This window comes from Acidiferrobacterales bacterium, from assembly GCA_028820695.1.
Lineage (GTDB): Bacteria > Pseudomonadota > Gammaproteobacteria > Arenicellales > JAJDZL01 > JAJDZL01.
Genome location: JAPPIB010000057.1, coordinates 1 through 18892, shown reverse-complemented (window position 1 = coordinate 18892; position 18892 = coordinate 1). Strand labels below are relative to the sequence as shown.

The following is an 18892-nucleotide window of genomic DNA, read 5'->3' as shown; positions in this document are numbered from 1 at the left end:
TCAGGTGTTGGTGGTGGATAGATGTAAAATAGACGTTCCTGTGATCAGGTCAGGGTGGATTCAATCACCTTGGGAATTCTCTATAATGAGAATTCGTATATTGCAGTATTCGGATAACATCATATCAAATAAAGAGGTAAATACTTTATGACTGGAACAAATGCATGCCCGGTGAGGAACGGCATGCTGGAAAGAAGTATGGCAAGCAATGCCAGCAGCGGTACCACAAACGATGACTGGTGGCCGAACCGGCTCAACATTGATGTTTTGCACCAGCAATCGGCCGAAGCAAGCCCGATCAACAATGGATACAGCTATGCTGAGGAATTCAAGAGTCTGGACTATGACGCGCTTAAGAATGACCTTTATGCATTGATGACCGACTCACAGGATTGGTGGCCTGCCGACTATGGTCATTACGGACCATTGTTCATTCGAATGGCTTGGCACGCTGCCGGCACCTACCGAATCGGTGATGGTCGCGGCGGTGCCGGAACCGGCAATCAGAGATTTGCACCGCTCAACAGTTGGCCTGATAACGGCAATCTGGACAAGGCACGTCGATTGCTGTGGCCGATCAAACAGAAGTACGGCAGTAAGATATCGTGGGCCGATCTTCTGATCCTGGCAGGAAATTGTGCCTTGGAATCAATGGGATTCAAGACATTTGGTTTTGGCGGCGGTCGTGAAGACATATGGAAGCCCGAAGACGACATCTACTGGGGCACCGAAGAAGAGTGGCTCGGAGACAATCGCTACAGCGGTGAACGCGATCTGGAAAATCCGCTCGGTGCGGTCCAGATGGGTCTGATCTATGTCAATCCTGAAGGACCCAACGGAAATCCCGATCCCGTCGCTTCCGGAGTCGATGTTCGAGAGACTTTCGCCCGTATGGCAATGAACGACGAGGAAACCGTCGCACTGACCGCAGGCGGACACACTTTCGGTAAATGTCATGGTGCCGGAGATGCGGATCTTGTGGGCCCGGATCCGGAAGGCGCTGCGATTGAGGAGCAAGGACTTGGCTGGACCAACGCCCATGGGTCCGGTGTGGCTGCAGATGCCATCACCAGTGGACTGGAAGGGGCATGGACCAACAACCCGACCACATGGGACATGGGTTATTTTGATAATCTGTTCGGTTACGAATGGGAAGTGACCAAAAGTCCTGCCGGCGCCAATCAGTGGGTGCCTAAAAATGGAGTCGGTTCGGATACCGTTCCGGATGCGCACGATGCTTCGAGACGGCATGCTCCGATCATGACAACAGCGGATATGGCCATGAGGATGGATCCTGCCTATGAGCCGATTTCACGACGTTTTCACGAAAATCCCGAGGAATTTGCAGATGCATTCGCGCGTGCGTGGTTCAAATTGACACACCGCGACATGGGGCCTCGTGTGCGTTATCTCGGACCGGAAGTTCCGGACGAGGAACTGATCTGGCAAGACCCTGTACCTGCTGTCACCCACAATCCGATCAACGGTCGGGATGTCACCGAACTCAAGCAGAAGATCCTCTCCAGCGGGCTGTCAGTATCAGCGCTGGTAGCTGCCGCTTGGGCATCCGCCTCGACCTACCGCAACTCGGACATGCGCGGTGGAGCGAACGGCGCTCGGATTCGACTTGCGCCGCAAAAGGACTGGGAGGTCAACCAGCCGGACCAGCTTGCTGAAGTACTGGACATTCTGCAAGGTATCCAGCAGGATTTCAACGAGTCTGCACAGAACGGAAAGGAAGTATCTCTCGCTGACATGATCGTACTTGGCGGTTGCGCTGGCGTGGAGCAAGCCGCAGCCAATGCAGGTCACAATGTAACAGTTCCATTTTCTCCGGGTCGTGCGGACGCGGGACAACAGCAAACCGATGTTGATTCCTTTGCCGTGCTTGAGCCGACTGCGGACGGATTCCGCAACTATATGAAGGCAAAGCACACCGTTTCGGCGGAAGAGTTGTTGATTGATCGTGCACAGCTGCTCACCCTGACTGCGCCTGAAATGACGGCGCTTGTCGGTGGACTGCGAGTCCTGGACGCCAACGCCGGACAGTCCCAGCACGGTGTCTTCACCGACCGGCCGGGTGCGCTGAGCAATGACTTTTTTGTGAACCTGCTGGATATGAGTACAAAGTGGGTGCCGACATCTGAAGACAATGATCTTTTCGAAGGACGCGATCGCACGACCGGTGACGTGAAGTGGACCGCGACAAGAGTCGATCTTATCTTCGGATCAAACTCACAACTGCGAGCGATTGCGGAACACTATGGTTGTTCCGACTCGGAACCTCAGTTTGTGGAGGACTTCGTAGACGCATGGAACAAGGTGATGAATCTCGACCGATTCGATATCGTTTGATCCAATTGACACCGAAGAGGCATTCCTTGTTGGGAAGGAATGCCTCTTTTTTGTACCCATCGGCACATTTCAGTACGATCTTGGCAAGCCCAGAACGTGCTCCGCAAGATAACTGAGAATCAGGTTGGTAGAAATCGGAGCCACCTGATAGAGCTTGGTCTCGCGGAATTTTCGTTCCACGTCGAATTCTTCGGCAAAACCGAAACCTCCGTGAGTCTGAAGGCAAACATCCGCTGCCGCGCAAGATGCGTCGGCTGCCAGCATCTTTGCCAGGTTCGCCTCTTCTCCGGGATTTTCGCCGGCATCGTATCGTCTTGCCGCTTCCTTGAGCATCAGTTCAGCCGCCCGCATCCTCGAATAGGCTTGCGCAATCGGAAACTGTATGCCTTGGTTCTTTCCTATCGGCCGGCCGAAAACCACCCGCTCATTCGCATATTTCACCGCTTTGTCAATAAACCACTTCGCATCTCCTATGCACTCGGCAGCAATCAGGATGCGTTCTGCATTCATCCCTGACAGAATGTAACTGAAACCATTGTCCTGCTCGCCAATCAGTGCGTCCGCAGGTACCGCCATATCCTCGAAAAATACTTCGGTTGTCGAATGGTTCATCATGGTGCGGAGCGGACGGATGGTCAGTTGCGATCGGGGGATCTCGCGCATGTCAATCAGCAGAACCGACAGTCCCTGCGACCGTTTGCTCACCCGATCGAGCGGGGTGGTGCGGCACAGCAACAGCATCAGGTCAGAGTGCTCCGACCGCGAGGTCCAGATTTTCTGGCCATTGACAATATATCTGTCACCGGTGCGAACCGCCGTCGTCCGGATTGATGTCGTATCCGTTCCGCTGACGGGCTCCGTCACACCGAATGCCTGCAGTCGAAGTGAGCCGTCCGCAATATGAGGCAGGTATCGAGACTTCTGTCGGTCACTGCCATGGCGCAATATCGTTCCCATGGTGTACATCTGGGCGTGACAGGCTGCGGCATTGCCGCCACTTAGGTGGATTTCCTCCAGTATGGCTGCCGCTGCACTGATCGGCAGCCCGATCCCGCCGTACTGCTGAGGTATCAACGCTCCCAGATAGCCTGATCGCGTGAGCGCCCTGACAAAATCTGTCGGGTATGCGCGATCCCGATCACAATTTCGCCAATATTCTGAATCGAATTCAAGACAGAGTTTTCTGATACCGTCCCGAATATCCTGGTGATCATTCTCGTAGTTCATGAAACGTTGTCCGGCGAGACTCTCCGAGTGCAAAGTCGACATTGTGCAGGCATGTCGCATACCATGCGAAGGGGCGCCGCACGCACCTGGTCTGAAATCGGACTCGCGATTATAGACTTGAAACGACATTGTCCACGATGCGTGGCGGTCGCATAAGGTGTCCAGATCGTCGGCAGAGTCTATAATCGGTTGCGTTTTCGAATTTGCCACCGCGAACGCTGAAACAGCCAGATATTGCTTTCAGATATGAAACCGAATCAATACGATACGCTACTCGTTGAGTCAGTCGACGCGCATATTGCTGTTGTGACGCTGAATCGTCCCGAAATCTCGAACGCATTCAATACCCGGATGGCGTGTGAGCTTTATGGATTTTTCGAAGACTTGAACGCGGATGATTCCAAGTCGCGTTGCATCATTCTCACAGGAGCTGGCGAGCGTGCCTTTTGCGCGGGTGCGGACCTCAAGGAACGCAGGGAGATGAGGGACGAGCAGTGGACGCGGCAGCACCTGGAAATAGAGCGGATGGTTCGGGCAATCCATGATTGTCCCATCCCTATAGTCGGGGCGGTCAATGGCGCCGCGTTTGGCGGAGGATGCGAAATCGCCTGTCTGGCCGACTTTCTGTATGCTGCTGAAACCGCACGATTCGCCCTGCCGGAAACCAGCCTTGGTATCATTCCGGGCGCGGGCGGCACCCAGACCTTGCCCCGTACCATAGGGGAAAAGCGAGCCAAGGAGATCATATTGAGTGGACGTGCCTTTACAGCCACTGAAGCGCTGGCCTGGGGACTGGTCAATAAGGTACTCCCTCAAGATCAGCTGATGCCCGCCGCAATGCAAGTCGCTCAAAAAATAGCCGAAAACGCGCCGATTGCTGTCCGGCAGGCCAAAAAGGCCATCCGCGGCGGACTTCACATGACCTTGTCCGATGGGCTTGAATTCGAGCTTGAATCTTACTATCAGACTGTACCGACCCGCGATCGAAGGGAAGGGATGCTGGCCTTCAACGAGAAAAGGGAACCAAGATTCAAAGGTCGATGAGCCGGAATGGATCTGAGACCTGTCGGATCAAGTCTGCTGGCGCCGGCCTGACACTTTGTCTCAGTTCATGGCTGCAGGGCGGCCTGCATCACTCTCGCAAAGTGCATGGCCTTTCTGCCCGTGCCCAGCTCGATCTGGTGCCGGCAAGAGGTTCCATCCGCGATAATGATCGTGTCATCTGCCGAGTCCCGAACTGCGGGGAATAAATCGAGCTCGCCCATCTGTTCCGATTGCCGGTAGGTCTTGCGATCGTATCCGAATGCGCCTGCCATTCCACAGCACCCTGAACTGACACAGTTGAAAGTCAGACCGGGAATACGTCCCAGCGAACGTTCAACGTGAACCATCTGATCGAATGATTTCTGGTGACAGTGACCGTGGACGAGTGCCGTACCGTGGACTGTCTTGAGGTCGATTTCAGGCTCTTCCCGGTCCAGGAACTCTTCGAGCAGAAAGGAATTTTGCGCAAGCAATTCAGCCGATTGGCTGTCGACGAGCACGGGAATCTCGTCTCTCATACCCAGCATGCAGCTCGGCTCCAGACCGACAATCGGTAGCCGATTTTCCAGGTACGGATTCAGTGCCCGCAGCAACCGCCCGACTTCGTGCCTGGCCTGATTCACCATGCCATTGGTCAGGTAGGTACGACCGCAGCAAAGCGGACGCTCGCCGAGTGCAGGCGCCGCGACCTCAACCCGGTATCCGGCAGCAATCAGCACTTCCTCAGCCGCAATCAGGTTCTCAGGTTCAAACCATGTATTGAATGTATCCGCGAACAGTACGACTGGCGGGTTGTCGGGCGGTCCGAGCGATTCGCGCTTCAGATATGGCTTGCGACTCCAACCGGGCAGAGGACGAAATCGACTCAGGCCGGTAATGGGCTCGCTGATTGAACGAATCAACCCGGATCTGAGCGCGAGATCAGTCAAACTGGAAAATCGACTGGCATAGGGCGCATACCGCGGAAGATGAGCGATGAGCTTGTGATGAAAGGACGCGCCGTGCTTTTCGAATCGCGCCGCGGCAACTTCCAGTTTCATTCTCGCCATGTCAACACCCGTCGGACATTCCCGGCGACACGCTTTGCAACTCACACACAACTGCATCGCGTCGTGCATGGATTCACTGGTCAGGGCATCTTGGCCAAGCTGACCGGAAATGGCCAATCGCAACACATTCGCCCGACCGCGAGTGACGTGTCTTTCATCCCTGGTTACGCGGTAGGATGGACACATCACACCACCTGCGAGCTTGCGACACGCACCATTGTTGTTGCACATCTCCACCGCACCCTGAAATCCGCCGCCGGCTCCGGTCCAGCCCTGCCAGTTCAATGCGGTGCTGAATTGGGGAACGGAGTACTCAGGCGGGTGGCGAAACAGTCTCGTATCGTCCATTTTCGGTGGATTCACAATCTTGCCCGGATTCATGATCCCGTCCGGGTCGAACAGCTTCTTGACCTGTTGAAATGCATCCACCATTTTCTTGCCGAACATCTTTTCGTGAAATTCGGACCGAGACAGTCCGTCACCGTGCTCCCCGGAATGAGAGCCCTTGTACTCCAATACCATGTCGAAGCACTCCTGTGCGATCGCCCGCATTGCGCGGACGTCCTGTTTGTGTCGCATGTCGAGAATCGGCCGCACATGCAGACATCCGACAGAAGCATGTGCGTACCAAGTGCCGCGAGTCCCATGCTTGCGGAAGATCTCGTTGAGTCTTGCCGTGTATTCAGCCAGGTCTTCCAGTCTTACTGCGCAATCTTCCACGAAAGAGACCGGCTTGCGTTCGTCACGCATCGACATCATGATGTTCAAACCGGCTTTGCGGACATCAAACACCGCACTCTGAAATGTCGGATCGATTGCTTCGACCACACCGCCGCGAGAGTTGGCAGGGTTGGCGAAACTGTATCCCAGGTCGGACATCATTTCGGCCAGGGCTTTCAGTCGCCTGAAATTCTCCTGTTGATCATCTTCGGCGAACTCAACCAGCAGCAGGGATTGCGGATCTCCATTGACCATTTCGTCGATGGTATGCTTAAACAGCGGAATATCCCGGGATAATCCGATCATGGTGTGATCAATGAGTTCCACTGCCGTCGGATTCAGCGTGACGATATGCTGTGCACAATCCATGGCCGCATGAAAACTCGGGAAATGACAGATGCCAAGCACTTTGTTCTGTGCGATGGGTGAGAGACTGAGTTCGATTGTGCCCGAGCACGCCAGCGTGCCTTCCGAACCAACGAGCAGATGGGCGAGATTGACGGTGTCAGATCCGGCAACCAGTGCGTCGATGTTGTATCCCCCGACGCGCCGTTGCACTTTGGGAAACCGGTGAGCAATTTCCTGTTCCTCGCGAATTCCGATGTCCAGCAGTTCGTCGTACAACGGGTGGATTGCGCGTGCATTCACATCCACTTCGCCGAAATGTACCGAATCTCCCCCGGGCAGCAAGGCATCGATCGCAATGACGTTGTCACGCATAAGCCCATAGCGTATCGATCGGCTGCCGCAGGAATTGTTGCCGGCCATACCACCAATGGTAGCCTGGCTGGCTGTAGACACATCAACCGGAAACCACAGTCCATGTGGCTTGAGCATTCGATTCAGTTCGTCGAGCACGATTCCGCCCTCGACCCGACAGCGGCGATTCTCGATGTCCAGATCGATCAGTCGACTCATGTACTTGCTATAGTCCAGGACGATCGCATTGTTGACCGTCTGTCCGCATTGTGACGTCCCGCCACCTCTTGGCAGTATTGGAATTCCGTGATTGCGCGCATACTGTACGGTCGTCGCCACATCGGGCTGATTCTTTACCGTAACGACCGCAAGTGGCATCATCTGATAGATTGACGCGTCGGTCGCGTAGCGTCCCCGATCAAAGATTCCGGTCAGGACCTCCCCCTGGACCAGGCGGGCAAGGTCTTTACCTATTGTGCGGGTCGACTGCATTGAATGTGAACCTGAAAATTTTCAGCGACCGGGACCAGTCAGATGATCTGTTGTTCGACTCGTTACTTCAAGCCGGTGTGTGACCACTCCCGCCTGAGTCGAGGCCAGACGGTCGGTCGGGCACCTGAAGTGTCAGACTGTCCGACACCTGCATTGTTTGCGCTGCCCCGACATCACTCCCACTCAATGGTAGCCGGTGGCTTGCTGGTGATGTCGTACGTGACCCTGCTGACACCTGCGACCTCGTTGGTTATCCGGCTGGCAATGACCTGAAGAATAGGGTGAGGTATTTCCATGCAGTTCGCGGTCATGAAGTCCTGTGTCTGCACCGCTCGCAGACTTACAACATAATCGTAAGCGCGATTGTCTCCGACCACTCCGACAGACTTGACTGGCACAAACACAACAAAAGCCTGACTTGCCTCGTAGTACAAGTCGTGTCGGTGCAGTTCCTCGATGTAAATTGCGTCCGCCTGTCGCAGAATATCGGCAAACTCTCTTTTCACCTCACCGAGTATCCGGACACCGAGACCGGGGCCGGGAAACGGATGTCGATAGACAACCTCATGCGGCAAGCCAAGTTCCGTACCGATTGTACGCACCTCGTCCTTGAACAGCTCACGCAACGGTTCAAGCAGTCGCAGATGCAGTGACTCCGGCAGTCCTCCGACATTGTGGTGGCTTTTTATCACTTTTGCCTTGTCTGTCTTCAACCCCGCCGACTCGATTACGTCCGGATAGATGGTACCTTGGGCCAGCCATTCAACATGACTGAGTTTGCTCGCCTCCTCCTGGAAAATCTCGACAAATACCCGACCGATGATCCTGCGTTTCTCCTCAGGTTCGGACACGCCCGCGAGTTCGCAATAGAATCTGTCGGCCGCATCAACCTTGATGAGATTCACGGCGACCTTTTCGGTCATGGTTTGACAGACGGTATCCGCCTCATTGAGACGCAGCAATCCGTTGTCGACAAAAATGCAGGTGAGCTGATCTCCGATGGCCCGGTGCAGCAAAGCCGCACAGACAGAAGAATCGACACCGCCTGACAGAGCTAGAACAACCCGATCGGATCCAACTTGCCGACGAATTGAATCGATCTGATTCTGAATGATTGACTCCGGTTCCCAACTTGGCGAGCAACGACAGACACGGTGAACAAATCTCTCGATGATTGCCTTTCCCTGAGGTGTGTGAGTCACCTCCGGGTGAAACTGAAATCCATACAACTGCCGGTCAGCGTCACTGATCGCAGCATAGGGAGAATTTGCAGAACATGCGCTCGCGGTAAATCCCGGTGGCAGTTCGATCACTCGGTCACCATGACTCATCCACACATCCATCTGACCCAGGCTCCCGTTACCGGATGGATCGCCGAGTCCATGGAGCAGCTCTGACTGCTCGATCAGCTTCATTGTGGTACGCCCATATTCGTGGAAAAGGGCGTTCTCAACCTTACCGCCAAGCTGGGCGGTCATGGTCTGCATTCCATAGCAGATTCCCAACACCGGGACGCCCATCTCAAACACTTCCGGCACTGCCCTGGCGGTGAATTCCTCCGTGACAGTAGCGGGCCCGCCGGACAGTATGATGCCCGCGGGCTGGAAACTGTCGATCGACTCAAATGGCGAGTCGTATGGCAGGATAGCGCTGAAGACCTTGCACTCCCGAACTCTACGCGCGATCAACTGCGTATACTGCGATCCGAAGTCGATTACCAGTATCTTGTTTTCAGGCGAGGCATGAGGATGATCAGCCGCAGGAGACGACATCATAATCGCTGGTAGTTTGGAGATTCCTTGACAATTTCAACGTCATGGACATGACTCTCGCGCACACCGGCATTGGTAATGCGGACAAATCGTCCCTTGTTGCGAAGGGTGTCCAGATCACCGCTTCCGGTATAACCCATTCCCGATCGCAGGCCGCCAATCAACTGGTGTACGATATTCTTCACTGCGCCCCGATATGGAACACGAGCCTCGATTCCTTCCGGCACCAGTTTGATCCGCTCGTTCTCGGATTCCTGGAAATAGCGGTCTTTCGAATTGCCGCCTTCGAGTGCGCCGAGTGATCCCATTCCGCGGTAGGACTTATAGGTTCTGCCTTCATAAACCTCAATCTCACCCGGTGCCTCATCCGTACCGCCCAGAAGGCTTCCGACCATGACCGAATGCGCGCCGGCGGCAATTGCCTTGGTAATGTCGCCCGAGTAGCGGATACCACCATCCGCAATGACAGGAATAGATTGGTTGCGGATCGCCCTGACAACGTCAAAAATTGCAGAGACCTGGGGGACGCCAACGCCGGCAACCACCCTGGTCGTGCAAATGGACCCGGGCCCGACTCCGACCTTGATCGCATCGGCTCCCTGATCCACCAGATCCTGCGCCGCGGTGGCGGTTGCGACGTTGCCCGCAATCAGTTCAATTGAGGGGAATTGCGCCTTTATCTTCCGCACTTGCTGGAGCACGCGCTGGGCGTGACCGTGAGCGGTATCAACGATAATCACGTCCACTCCCTGGTCCACCAATCTGCCAACTCTCTCAAGGTCACTATCTGACGTTCCGACTGCCGCCGCTACGAGCAATCTGCCGTCCCCATCCTTGCAGGAATTCGGATAGACATCGGATTTAAGGATATCCTTGACAGTAATCAACCCTTCCAGCTGAAACGAGTCATCCACGACCAGAATTTTTTCGATCCGATTGGCATGAAGCAATTCGAGGATTCGGGATTTCTTTTCCTGCCTGTGCACCGTGACCAGACGCTCCTTTGGCGTCATCACGGTCGTAATTTTCTTATCGCTCAGTTTTTGGAAACGCAGGTCACGGTTGGTGACAATGCCCGACAGAGTCTTTCCATCCAGTACCGGAACCCCCGATATGCGCTTGTTCCTCATCAGGTCGGCGACCTGCGAGATGGTCATGTTGACATCCGCTGTGATGGGGTCGGTTACAACGCCACTCTCGTGTTTCTTGACTCTGCGAACCTCCGCAGCCTGTCGGTCCGCTGACATGTTGCGATGGATGACACCAATTCCTCCGAGTTGCGCCAGGGCGATTGACATCGCAGATTCGGTGACTGTATCCATTGCCGCCGAAAGCAACGGTAGATTCAGACGGATTTTCTGCGTGAGAGGGGTTGAGAGGTCGACGTCTTTTGGCAGTACAGTCGAACTTGCGGGAACCAGGAGGACGTCGTCGAAGGTCAGTGCATGTTCAATGTTTTCCATTCGCCAATTATAGTGTTAAGTCGCTCGGATTTGAGGGCAGTGTTCACAAACATCGCCGGATCAGCCAACACGAGCGCGACCGCCGCCGACCGTATATCCAGGTCGCGGAAGCCTGCGCTCACCGACCTGTCGCGGCAGGTGACGGCGCGTGTGAGGTTCTTGCGTCTGGAACAACGGATCATTGTCGGAATTCGGACAATATAAAATGGTCGCAACAACTCAACAACTGACAAAGACAGCAACATTCACGATCCGCCGGCAGGTGCCACTTGGACGCATCCAGCAAACAATCCATGCGCATTCTCACCGTTTCTGAACTGAACTCGACGGTCAGGAAGCTGCTTGAGGACGAATTCGGAGAGATTCGGCTCAGAGGGGAGGTTTCCGGACTGCAGACCGCACAGTCAGGGCACACCTACTTCACTCTGAAAGATCAATCTGCGGAGATTGATTGTGCGTTGTTCAGATCAACCGCGTACAAGCTTCGAAAATTACCGGAAAATGGTCAGGAAGTCATTCTGATCGGCAAGGTCACACTGTATCCGAACCGAGGCAGATATCAGTTCATCGTCAGCGGAGTCGAACTCAAAGACGAAGGCGAACTTTACAGATCATTCATCGAACGCAAGACGCGCCTCGAGAAAGAGGGATATTTTGCCGCCGAACGCAAGAAACAACTGCCGGCCATTCCCGAACGCGTGGGTATCATCACATCACCGACCGGCGCCGCGGTGCAGGACATGATCCGGGCGTTCACTCGCAGAAGTCCATTCATTGCTCTTTTGGTCTATCCGGTCGCAGTTCAAGGTACCGGTGCCGAAGAAAAGATCGCCGCCGCAATCAATTTGGCGAACAGGCGAAACCGCGAGGATGTTCTGATAATTGCCAGGGGCGGTGGCAGCATTGAAGATCTGTGGGCATTCAATGAAGAGGCAGTGGCTGAGGCAATCAAACAGAGCGATATTCCGATCGTCACCGGCATCGGACATGAAACCGACAAGACGATCGCGGACTACGTTGCTGACGTCAGTGCGGCAACACCGACCGCAGCGGCGGAGCGCGTGAGCACGCCGTCCCGGAACGACCTGCTGGAAAAGCTCGCCAATAACAAATTTCGGTTGTCCAGCCTGATCAGCGGCAAAATCAACGGACTGTCACAGGACGTGGACCTGATGCACAAAAGCCTGGTGCATCCCGCACAGCGAATACAGAATCAACAGGCAAGTTTTCAATTGATCGAAAATCGTCTTCACCACCTTGCGAGCGAATTGCTGAACTCGCATTCCACCAGACTCATGTCCGAGAATCAGCGCCTGTCTGCAGCGTCACCGAAAATCAGGATCGAACTAATCGGTCGAAAGTTCTCAGAGGCCCAAAGACTGCTTGATATTCATTTCTCCAAGCATTTCAATGCCAAGTCCAATCAGATTGAGAATTTACTTGCGAGGCTTCAATCCGCAAATCCCACCACTGCCCTTAATCGCGGATTCTCGATCATGCGTCGCGCCGATGACGATTCAGTGATATCCCATGTGGACTGCGTATCGAGCGGAGACAAGGTCCGGGCGCAACTGTCGGACGGCACCCTGAATCTTGAAGTGGATTCCGTCGACAGCTGACCCGACTCAGTCGCGGTCTTTGTCGAACGGATTCTTGCCCGAACGAAAGACCACCCGGACATCAGCGCCGAAAAGATCGAACCGTTCGCGAAAATACTTTTCCAGATAGCGGCGATAGTGGTCTGGAATTGAACTTACATTATTGCCGTGGACCACGACTACCGGCGGGTTTCGACCGCCTTGGTGAGCATATTTCAAGCGCACCGGTCGACGACGGGATAAAGGTGGAGGCATCTGACTGACGGCATCCTGCAGCGTCCTGTTCAGGATCCCAGTCGGCATGTCGATCATCGCCGAGCGGTAAGCCAGATCGATCGCCTTGAGCAGCTTCGAAAACCCCTGGCGCTTGAGTCCCGACAGATAGAGCGACTCATGATGTGGTGCAAATGCGAGCTTTCGCTGGAGCATCTTTTCGATATCGACACGGGATGCGGCTGTGATTCGGTCGGATTTATTCACAGCAATGATCACCGGACGTCCGGCACGCCTGATCAGACCCGCCAGTGTGGCATCCTGGTCGGTTACAGCCTCCGACCCATCCAGCATCAGAATCACGACATGTGCGGCCTCTATCGACTGCAGGGTCTTCACGACTGAGAGTTTTTCCAGTGATTCGTCGATCCTGGACTTTCTGCGCACACCCGCGGTATCGATGAATCGATAGCGTTCTCCACCTCGCTCAAATGGGACCAGCACACTATCCCGGGTAGTACCCGGCACGTCACTGACAATCAGACGCTGGTCGTCGCAGATGGCATTGATCAATGTGGACTTGCCGACGTTCGGCCGACCGATCACAGCAATTTTCGGTCCGGGATCAAGCCACAGTGAATCCTCCTGCTGGGGCAGTGACTGCACAATCGGCTCAAACATCTGTGCCACGCCGCTGCCGCGACGCGCTGAGATGGCGACCGGTTCGCTGTATCCGAGCGACTGGAATTCCAGACAGGCGAGTTCCGGTGCCAGTCCCTCGCTTTTATTGACTGCGATGGCCACTGGCAGATTGATCCTGCCGAGGCGCTGTGCGATCTGCTCATCAGCAACCGTCAGACCCTGGGTTGCATCAACCAAAAACACGATTGCATCCGACTCTTCCAATACCGACTCGACCTGTTCCACCACCAGTTTGGAAAGTCCGTCGTCCTCCTCACCGATTCCACCTGTATCCACAATGAGAACGTTGCGTTCACCGAATCGGGCGACACCGTAGAGCCGATCCCGGGTCACACCGGGAATGTCATCGACCAGCGCATCGCGAGTTCGCGTGAGGCGATTGAACAAGGTGGACTTCCCGACATTCGGGCGTCCGACAATACTGATTACGGGCAGCATGAACCTCTCCGACAAGATCAAATGCGGTGTGCTTGGTGTTCTATGTTCCGGGTAACCCTGTTCGTAACATCAGGCGGTCGCCGGATTGACACAAACAGCTGCAGCGTATAAAGCGACATAACTGCATTCACCATGGTGTCCCTGCCGGACCGAACAGGTCGTACGCCACGCTGCAGCGACCATGACAGCTATTTTGCCCAGCCGGCCGTACAGGCAACTGGAGTCCAAAGATCGGGGGCGTCCCGCCCTGGCCATGCCTTCAGGGATTACTGGACCGCAGTCAGCCGGAACGCCTCCATCGACCCCTGTCTATAACTGACAAACAGTCTGTTGCCATCCGTAAGAAACCCACCGAACAGAACATCACTTCTCAGCTTTGCCCGTCCGATAATTTCTCCGCTGTCGGTATCCAGTATATGGAGATAACCCTGATTATCTCCCACCACCAGATGATCACCGACCAGTGCAATATTGCTCAGTTTTCGGTACAGCAGCGATTTCTGCTCCCACCTGACTGAACCGTCACTGCGCGAGAGCGCAAAAACCGTATCATCCAGATCCGTTCCATAGACTTGGTCTGAATCCACCGCCAAGCGACGCTGGGATTTTCTGAGACGCTGCCAGAAAAGACTTCCGTCGGTCAGATCATACGCCACGACCGCATTCGTATAGTCCGAAACGAACAGGTGGTCGCCAAAGATGACCGGTATGGTTTCGGCGTCGTTCAGTGCTGTTTCGGAACTTGTGCCGCCCAGATAGATCTGCCAGAATTCCAGACCGGTCGCAAGATCAGTCGCGAACACGCGGCCGGTCGCATTGCCGACAAGAACCAGATTTCCGATGGCCAGTGGCCGCGGAGATCCAAAAACGACGAATTCCGGCTGATCATAGAATGCATCCCACATCAACTCTCCGCTCGAAGCGTCGATTGCCAGCAAGTCGCCGTCGATGGTCTGCATTACTACAATCCCACGATAAACCAATGGCGGAGTGAACGAGGTCTGATCGATCGACTCTTTCCATCGCAGCTCGCCGGAGTCCGATCGCAGCGTCACCAACTCACGGGCGGCACTGACTACAGCTACAACGCCATCACCCACTCCCACTCCTGCGGTGATCTGGTTTTCCAGATCAGTTGACCAACGCAATTTGCCATCACTCTTGCCGATGGCAGCGACCCGACCTTGCGCTGACGCACCGAATATCTGGTCGTCAACGATAATCGGCAGCAAATTGATAAACTGGCTGCCCGCACCTGTGCCCCCGGACGCGAAATTACTACGCCACAAAGATGCCAGTTGCGCGGACGCGGTGATCTTGGAAAGAGGTGTCGGGTCCGGGCCTCGCTTTCTGGCTGAGCCACAGGCGACAAGCGTCAGGCACAGGGTGATTACGATAATCAGGCGAAGTTTCATACTGGAGTCATTCGCTGACGGTCTCGTTTAACTTCAATGCCAGTACCTGTTCGTATGATGACCCCGGACTGAGTTCATCCATGCTCTGAAGATAAGCCTGATGCGCCTGTTCATCCATTCCCAGTGCATGATAGGCGTCGCCTCTGAGTTCGAGATAGTACGAATCGAAGCCCTGCTGTCTTTCAACGTCAAGCAAGTCGAGCGCATCCTGATATTCCCGATCGGCAATCATCAGCTTTGCCAATCTGATCCTGGCCACATGAACAGTGGCCTCTTCAGTGGCCTCATCCAATGCCTGGCGCAGATAGCGGCGAGCCTGGGCGGCGTCGCCGTTTTCATAACTTGCGCGCGCCATCAGCAACATGGCCTTGCCCGCATAACCTGAAGAACCATGTTCATCCAACAGTTGCTCAGCTGCTGTCAGTGCCGCTTCATAGTCGTTTTGAACCACCGCGACCGACACATCCTGATATAGCACGGATGCGGATTCCTGCTGGACTCGGGTATACTCGTTCCAACCCGTCCAACCTCCAATCACACCGATTCCGAGTACGGTGCCTGCGACAATCGTCCAGCGGTATTCCTTCCACCACTCCTTTATCTGATCTAGGCGTTCTTCTTCGGTTGTCATCTGATTCGACTCCGATTCAAGATTAATTGTTTGTACTCAGCATCTGCTTTACGGTCTGTACAACTTCTGAAATTCGAACTGCTCTTTGCGGTTCATCCACCTTAAGGTTCTTGATCATCGCATTGCCTGCTTCCAATTCAGATTGCCCGATAATTATAGCAATCGCAGTACTGAGCCTATCAGCATTCCGAAGCTGTCGGGCGAGTTTCCCGCCGCCGCAATGCACGATGGTCGACACATCCGCCTGTCGCAGGGCCTGTGCGATCGAATAGCCTTGTCCCTGTGCCTCTTCACCCAGCACACACAAATACACATCGGCGGCTGTCGACAAGGGCTCAAGGTCGCCGAGCCTGACAATGTCAACGAGTCGCTCGAGACCCATTGCGAATCCGATCCCGGGCACTTCCCGCCCACCCAGCATTTCGGCCAGCCCATCGTATCGGCCACCTGCGCATATCGCATTTTGCGCACCCAGCCGGTCGGTTACCCACTCAAAAACCGTGCCGTTGTAGTAATCAAGTCCGCGAACCAGTCGGTTGTTGATTTCATATTCAATTCCGAGGTCGCGCAAAAGCCTCAGCAGGCGGTTGAAGTGATCCCTGGACTCGTCGCTCAGATAATCCGACAGGGCCGGTGCAGACTGGATCACTTGCTGCATATCGGGATTCTTGCTGTCAAGTATCCGCAACGGATTAGTCTTCAATCTTCTGACGCTGTCCTCATCAAGCTCACCATGATTGGCCTCGAAATATGCGACCAGTTGCCGACGATAGGTTGCTCTGGAGTCAGGCGTACCCAATGAATTGATCTGCAAGCGGGCAAACCGGGCAATTTTCAGGCGCTTCCACAGCGTATTGCCGATATCGATGATTTCCGCATCGATATCCGGTCCGGCCCAGCCAAACGCTTCAATTCCATACTGGTGGAATTGGCGGTAGCGTCCTTGCTGGGGCCTTTCATAACGAAACATCGATCCCATGTACCACAATCTTGGCTGGGCATTGTGAAACAGTCCGTGCTCGATGCCGGCGCGCACGCAACTGGCGGTCGCTTCCGGTCTGAGCGTCATGCTCTTGTCGCTGTTGTCAAGGAAGGTGTACATTTCCTTTTCAACAATATCAGTCGCTTCCCCGATCGAACGCTTGAAAAGCTCGGTCCGTTCCAGCAGGGGCAACCTGATCTCACTGTAACCATACAATGCCGATACTTCACGGATCTCCTGTTCGACCTGTTGCCAAAGCTCGATTTCGCCGGGAAGAAGATCCTTCATTCCCCGGACTGACTGGACTTTCATCGACATCCCCGACGCCTGCGCGGTCACTCGGCCAGTGCCACGTCCGCCAATGCGGTACCCAGACGACTTGACCGCTTGGTCCGATCCTTGAATCGACCGACCAACTGACCGCAAGCGGCGGCGACCTCGTCGCCCCTGGTCTTGCGTGTGATGGTCATGACGTCTGCGGCAAGAAGTACGTCGCGAAACCGATCGATTGACTGTGTCGAGGATCTCTCGTAATCCAATCCGGTAACCGAATTGTAGGGAATCAGATTGACCTTCGACGGAACGTCGGCAAGCAATCGAACAAGATTTCTGGCATGTCGGATCGAATCGTTCACGTCCCTGATCATGATGTATTCAAATGTAACGCGCCAACGCCGATCATATCTTGCGTAATCAGCGCATGCTGCCATCAGGTCGGCGATCGGGTACTTGCGGTTGATTGGAACCAGCTGATTGCGCAACTCATCGTCCGGCGCATGCAGGGAGACGGCCAGACTGACCGGGCAGTCTGTCAGCAGACGCTTGATCCCGGGAATGACACCGGCGGTGCTCAGTGTGACTTTTCTTCTCGAAAATCCGTAACTGCAATCGTCCAGCATGAGTCGGAGTGCCGGGACAACCTGTCCGTAGTTGAGTAAAGGCTCACCCATGCCCATCAGGACGATATTGGTGATCGGCCGACTGATCCGATCGGTCGATAGCATATTGATCGCGAATCGAACCTGCGCGATGATCTCAGCCGTCGTCAGGTTCCGGTTGAATCCCTGTCTGCCAGTAGCGCAGAAAGAACATGTGAGCGAGCATCCGACCTGCGATGAGATGCACAATGTCCCCCTTGAGTCCTCGGGTATGAAAACCGTCTCAACGCAGTTACCGTCATCCAGCTGAAGAAGCCACTTGCGAGTGCCGTCAGTGGACACGGTATCGCCGACCGCACGCAACCCTTCAACTGATGCGATTTCACCAAGACGGCCTCTGAGCTGCTTGCTGAGATCAGTCATTTCGCTGAAGTCCGTCACATTGCGCTGATGAATCCACTTCAGGATCTGATCGGTACGATAGGACGGCTCGCCGAGTTCCGCCATAAAGTCGGTCAGCGCATTGCGTTCATATCCGAGTAGATTGACCTTCATTTCAGTCGGTGAGGCCCCGTCATCGATTCGCAGGAATCAGGCGTTTCTGGAATGGATATCATCATCCGAAAAGAAGAATGCGATTTCAGTCCTGGCGGTCTCCTGGGCATCGGAACCGTGGACCGAATTTCGCTCCAGGGACTCCGCCAGATCCGCGCGGATGGTGCCTGGCGCGGCGTCGGCTGGATTGGTCGCCCCCATGATCGTCCGATTGTTCGATATCGCATTGTCGCCTTCGAGCACCTGCACCACAATCGGCCCTGACTGCATGTACTCCACCAGGCTGTCATAGAAGGGTCTTTCCCGATGTACCGCATAGAATCCCTGGGCCTGCTCTTGTGTCAGGTGGATCATCCTGCACGCCACAATGGATAGGCCACCGGCTTCAAACCGACGATTGATTTCACCGATCAGGTCTCGCCGCACTGCGTCAGGCTTGATAATTGATAAGGTTCGTTCAAGTTTCATGGAATAAGCATCCTCAGAATCAAGGTAAGAGATTAATTCAATTCGGGTGAAGAGATTTCACAGGCTGTCTGTTCGTCTGGACAGGAAACAGATTCGGCTATTTTAATCTGTATCGGGCTGATAGATAGAACTACTTGTGCCCTGAAATCGCGTTAGAGCATTATTTTCGCATCAACAGCCCGATTCTGGCG

13 protein-coding genes are annotated in these 18892 nt (G+C 54.6%); 3 read left to right on the top strand and 10 right to left on the bottom strand.

All coding sequences use genetic code 11. The features are described 5' to 3' along the window. The first annotated feature begins 147 nt into the window (after positions 1–147). Positions 148–2355: a catalase/peroxidase HPI gene (katG, locus tag OXI60_11960; protein MDE0310526.1), complete on the top strand. Its 2208-nt coding sequence runs from the start codon at positions 148–150 to the stop codon at positions 2353–2355. A gap of 69 nt (positions 2356–2424) precedes the next feature. Here the strand turns inward: katG and OXI60_11955 are convergent, their stop codons facing one another. Next, the gene (locus OXI60_11955; protein MDE0310525.1) at positions 2425–3582 is read right to left on the bottom strand and encodes an acyl-CoA/acyl-ACP dehydrogenase; all 1158 of its coding nucleotides are present in this window, start codon (positions 3580–3582) and stop codon (positions 2425–2427) included. Between the two features lie 246 nt (positions 3583–3828). Between OXI60_11955 and OXI60_11950 the strand changes: the two genes are divergently transcribed. Further along, the gene (locus OXI60_11950; protein MDE0310524.1) at positions 3829–4626 is read left to right on the top strand and encodes an enoyl-CoA hydratase-related protein; all 798 of its coding nucleotides are present in this window, start codon (positions 3829–3831) and stop codon (positions 4624–4626) included. Positions 4627–4691: 65 nt separating this feature from the next. Here the strand turns inward: OXI60_11950 and OXI60_11945 are convergent, their stop codons facing one another. The 3 genes from OXI60_11945 to guaB form a co-directional block, all read right to left on the bottom strand. Continuing rightward, a complete protein-coding gene (locus OXI60_11945; GenBank protein ID MDE0310523.1) occupies positions 4692–7586 on the bottom strand; it encodes an FAD-binding protein in 2895 nt (964 codons plus the stop codon). Between the two features lie 173 nt (positions 7587–7759). Next, positions 7760–9361, bottom strand: a complete 1602-nt coding sequence (gene guaA, locus OXI60_11940) for a glutamine-hydrolyzing GMP synthase (protein MDE0310522.1) — start codon at positions 9359–9361, stop codon at positions 7760–7762. Continuing rightward, positions 9358–10821: an IMP dehydrogenase gene (gene guaB, locus OXI60_11935; GenBank protein ID MDE0310521.1), complete on the bottom strand. Its 1464-nt coding sequence runs from the start codon at positions 10819–10821 to the stop codon at positions 9358–9360. The genes guaA and guaB overlap by 4 nt, the downstream gene beginning before the upstream one ends. A gap of 293 nt (positions 10822–11114) precedes the next feature. Between guaB and xseA the strand changes: the two genes are divergently transcribed. After that, positions 11115–12440, top strand: coding sequence for an exodeoxyribonuclease VII large subunit (xseA, locus tag OXI60_11930; GenBank protein MDE0310520.1), 1326 nt, complete (start codon positions 11115–11117; stop codon positions 12438–12440). A gap of 6 nt (positions 12441–12446) precedes the next feature. On the opposite strand, the gene der is transcribed toward xseA, so the two are convergent. The 6 genes from der to ndk form a co-directional block, all read right to left on the bottom strand. Next, positions 12447–13772 carry a ribosome biogenesis GTPase Der gene (gene der, locus OXI60_11925; protein ID MDE0310519.1) on the bottom strand — a complete coding sequence of 442 codons (1326 nt, stop codon included), beginning with the start codon at positions 13770–13772 and terminating at the stop codon, positions 12447–12449. A gap of 266 nt (positions 13773–14038) precedes the next feature. Beyond that, on the bottom strand, positions 14039–15187 hold the full coding sequence (bamB, locus tag OXI60_11920; protein MDE0310518.1) for an outer membrane protein assembly factor BamB: 1149 nt from the start codon (positions 15185–15187) through the stop codon (positions 14039–14041). Positions 15188–15194: 7 nt separating this feature from the next. Continuing rightward, on the bottom strand, positions 15195–15818 hold the full coding sequence (locus tag OXI60_11915; protein ID MDE0310517.1) for a tetratricopeptide repeat protein: 624 nt from the start codon (positions 15816–15818) through the stop codon (positions 15195–15197). Between the two features lie 22 nt (positions 15819–15840). Further along, positions 15841–17112 carry a histidine--tRNA ligase gene (gene hisS, locus OXI60_11910; GenBank protein ID MDE0310516.1) on the bottom strand — a complete coding sequence of 424 codons (1272 nt, stop codon included), beginning with the start codon at positions 17110–17112 and terminating at the stop codon, positions 15841–15843. 23 nt (positions 17113–17135) lie between these two features. Further along, on the bottom strand, positions 17136–18233 hold the full coding sequence (gene rlmN / locus OXI60_11905) for a 23S rRNA (adenine(2503)-C(2))-methyltransferase RlmN (protein MDE0310515.1): 1098 nt from the start codon (positions 18231–18233) through the stop codon (positions 17136–17138). 36 nt (positions 18234–18269) lie between these two features. Continuing rightward, complete coding sequence (gene ndk, locus OXI60_11900; protein ID MDE0310514.1) at positions 18270–18701, bottom strand: nucleoside-diphosphate kinase; 432 nt, start codon at positions 18699–18701, stop codon at positions 18270–18272. Between the last annotated feature and the right edge of the window lie 191 nt (positions 18702–18892).

What these genes read in the sequence shown, in the direction of transcription:
- katG (MDE0310526.1), top strand. Translation starts at nt 148, where the DNA reads ATGACTGGAACAAATGCATGCCCGGTGAGGAACGGCATGCTGGAAAGA.
- OXI60_11955 (MDE0310525.1), bottom strand. Translation starts at nt 3,582, where the DNA reads ATGAACTACGAGAATGATCACCAGGATATTCGGGACGGTATCAGAAAA.
- OXI60_11950 (MDE0310524.1), top strand. Translation starts at nt 3,829, where the DNA reads ATGAAACCGAATCAATACGATACGCTACTCGTTGAGTCAGTCGACGCG.
- OXI60_11945 (MDE0310523.1), bottom strand. Translation starts at nt 7,586, where the DNA reads ATGCAGTCGACCCGCACAATAGGTAAAGACCTTGCCCGCCTGGTCCAG.
- guaA (MDE0310522.1), bottom strand. Translation starts at nt 9,361, where the DNA reads ATGATGTCGTCTCCTGCGGCTGATCATCCTCATGCCTCGCCTGAAAAC.
- guaB (MDE0310521.1), bottom strand. Translation starts at nt 10,821, where the DNA reads ATGGAAAACATTGAACATGCACTGACCTTCGACGACGTCCTCCTGGTT.
- xseA (MDE0310520.1), top strand. Translation starts at nt 11,115, where the DNA reads ATGCGCATTCTCACCGTTTCTGAACTGAACTCGACGGTCAGGAAGCTG.
- der (MDE0310519.1), bottom strand. Translation starts at nt 13,772, where the DNA reads ATGCTGCCCGTAATCAGTATTGTCGGACGCCCGAATGTCGGGAAGTCC.
- bamB (MDE0310518.1), bottom strand. Translation starts at nt 15,187, where the DNA reads ATGAAACTTCGCCTGATTATCGTAATCACCCTGTGCCTGACGCTTGTC.
- OXI60_11915 (MDE0310517.1), bottom strand. Translation starts at nt 15,818, where the DNA reads ATGACAACCGAAGAAGAACGCCTAGATCAGATAAAGGAGTGGTGGAAG.
- hisS (MDE0310516.1), bottom strand. Translation starts at nt 17,112, where the DNA reads ATGAAAGTCCAGTCAGTCCGGGGAATGAAGGATCTTCTTCCCGGCGAA.
- rlmN (MDE0310515.1), bottom strand. Translation starts at nt 18,233, where the DNA reads ATGAAGGTCAATCTACTCGGATATGAACGCAATGCGCTGACCGACTTT.
- ndk (MDE0310514.1), bottom strand. Translation starts at nt 18,701, where the DNA reads ATGAAACTTGAACGAACCTTATCAATTATCAAGCCTGACGCAGTGCGG.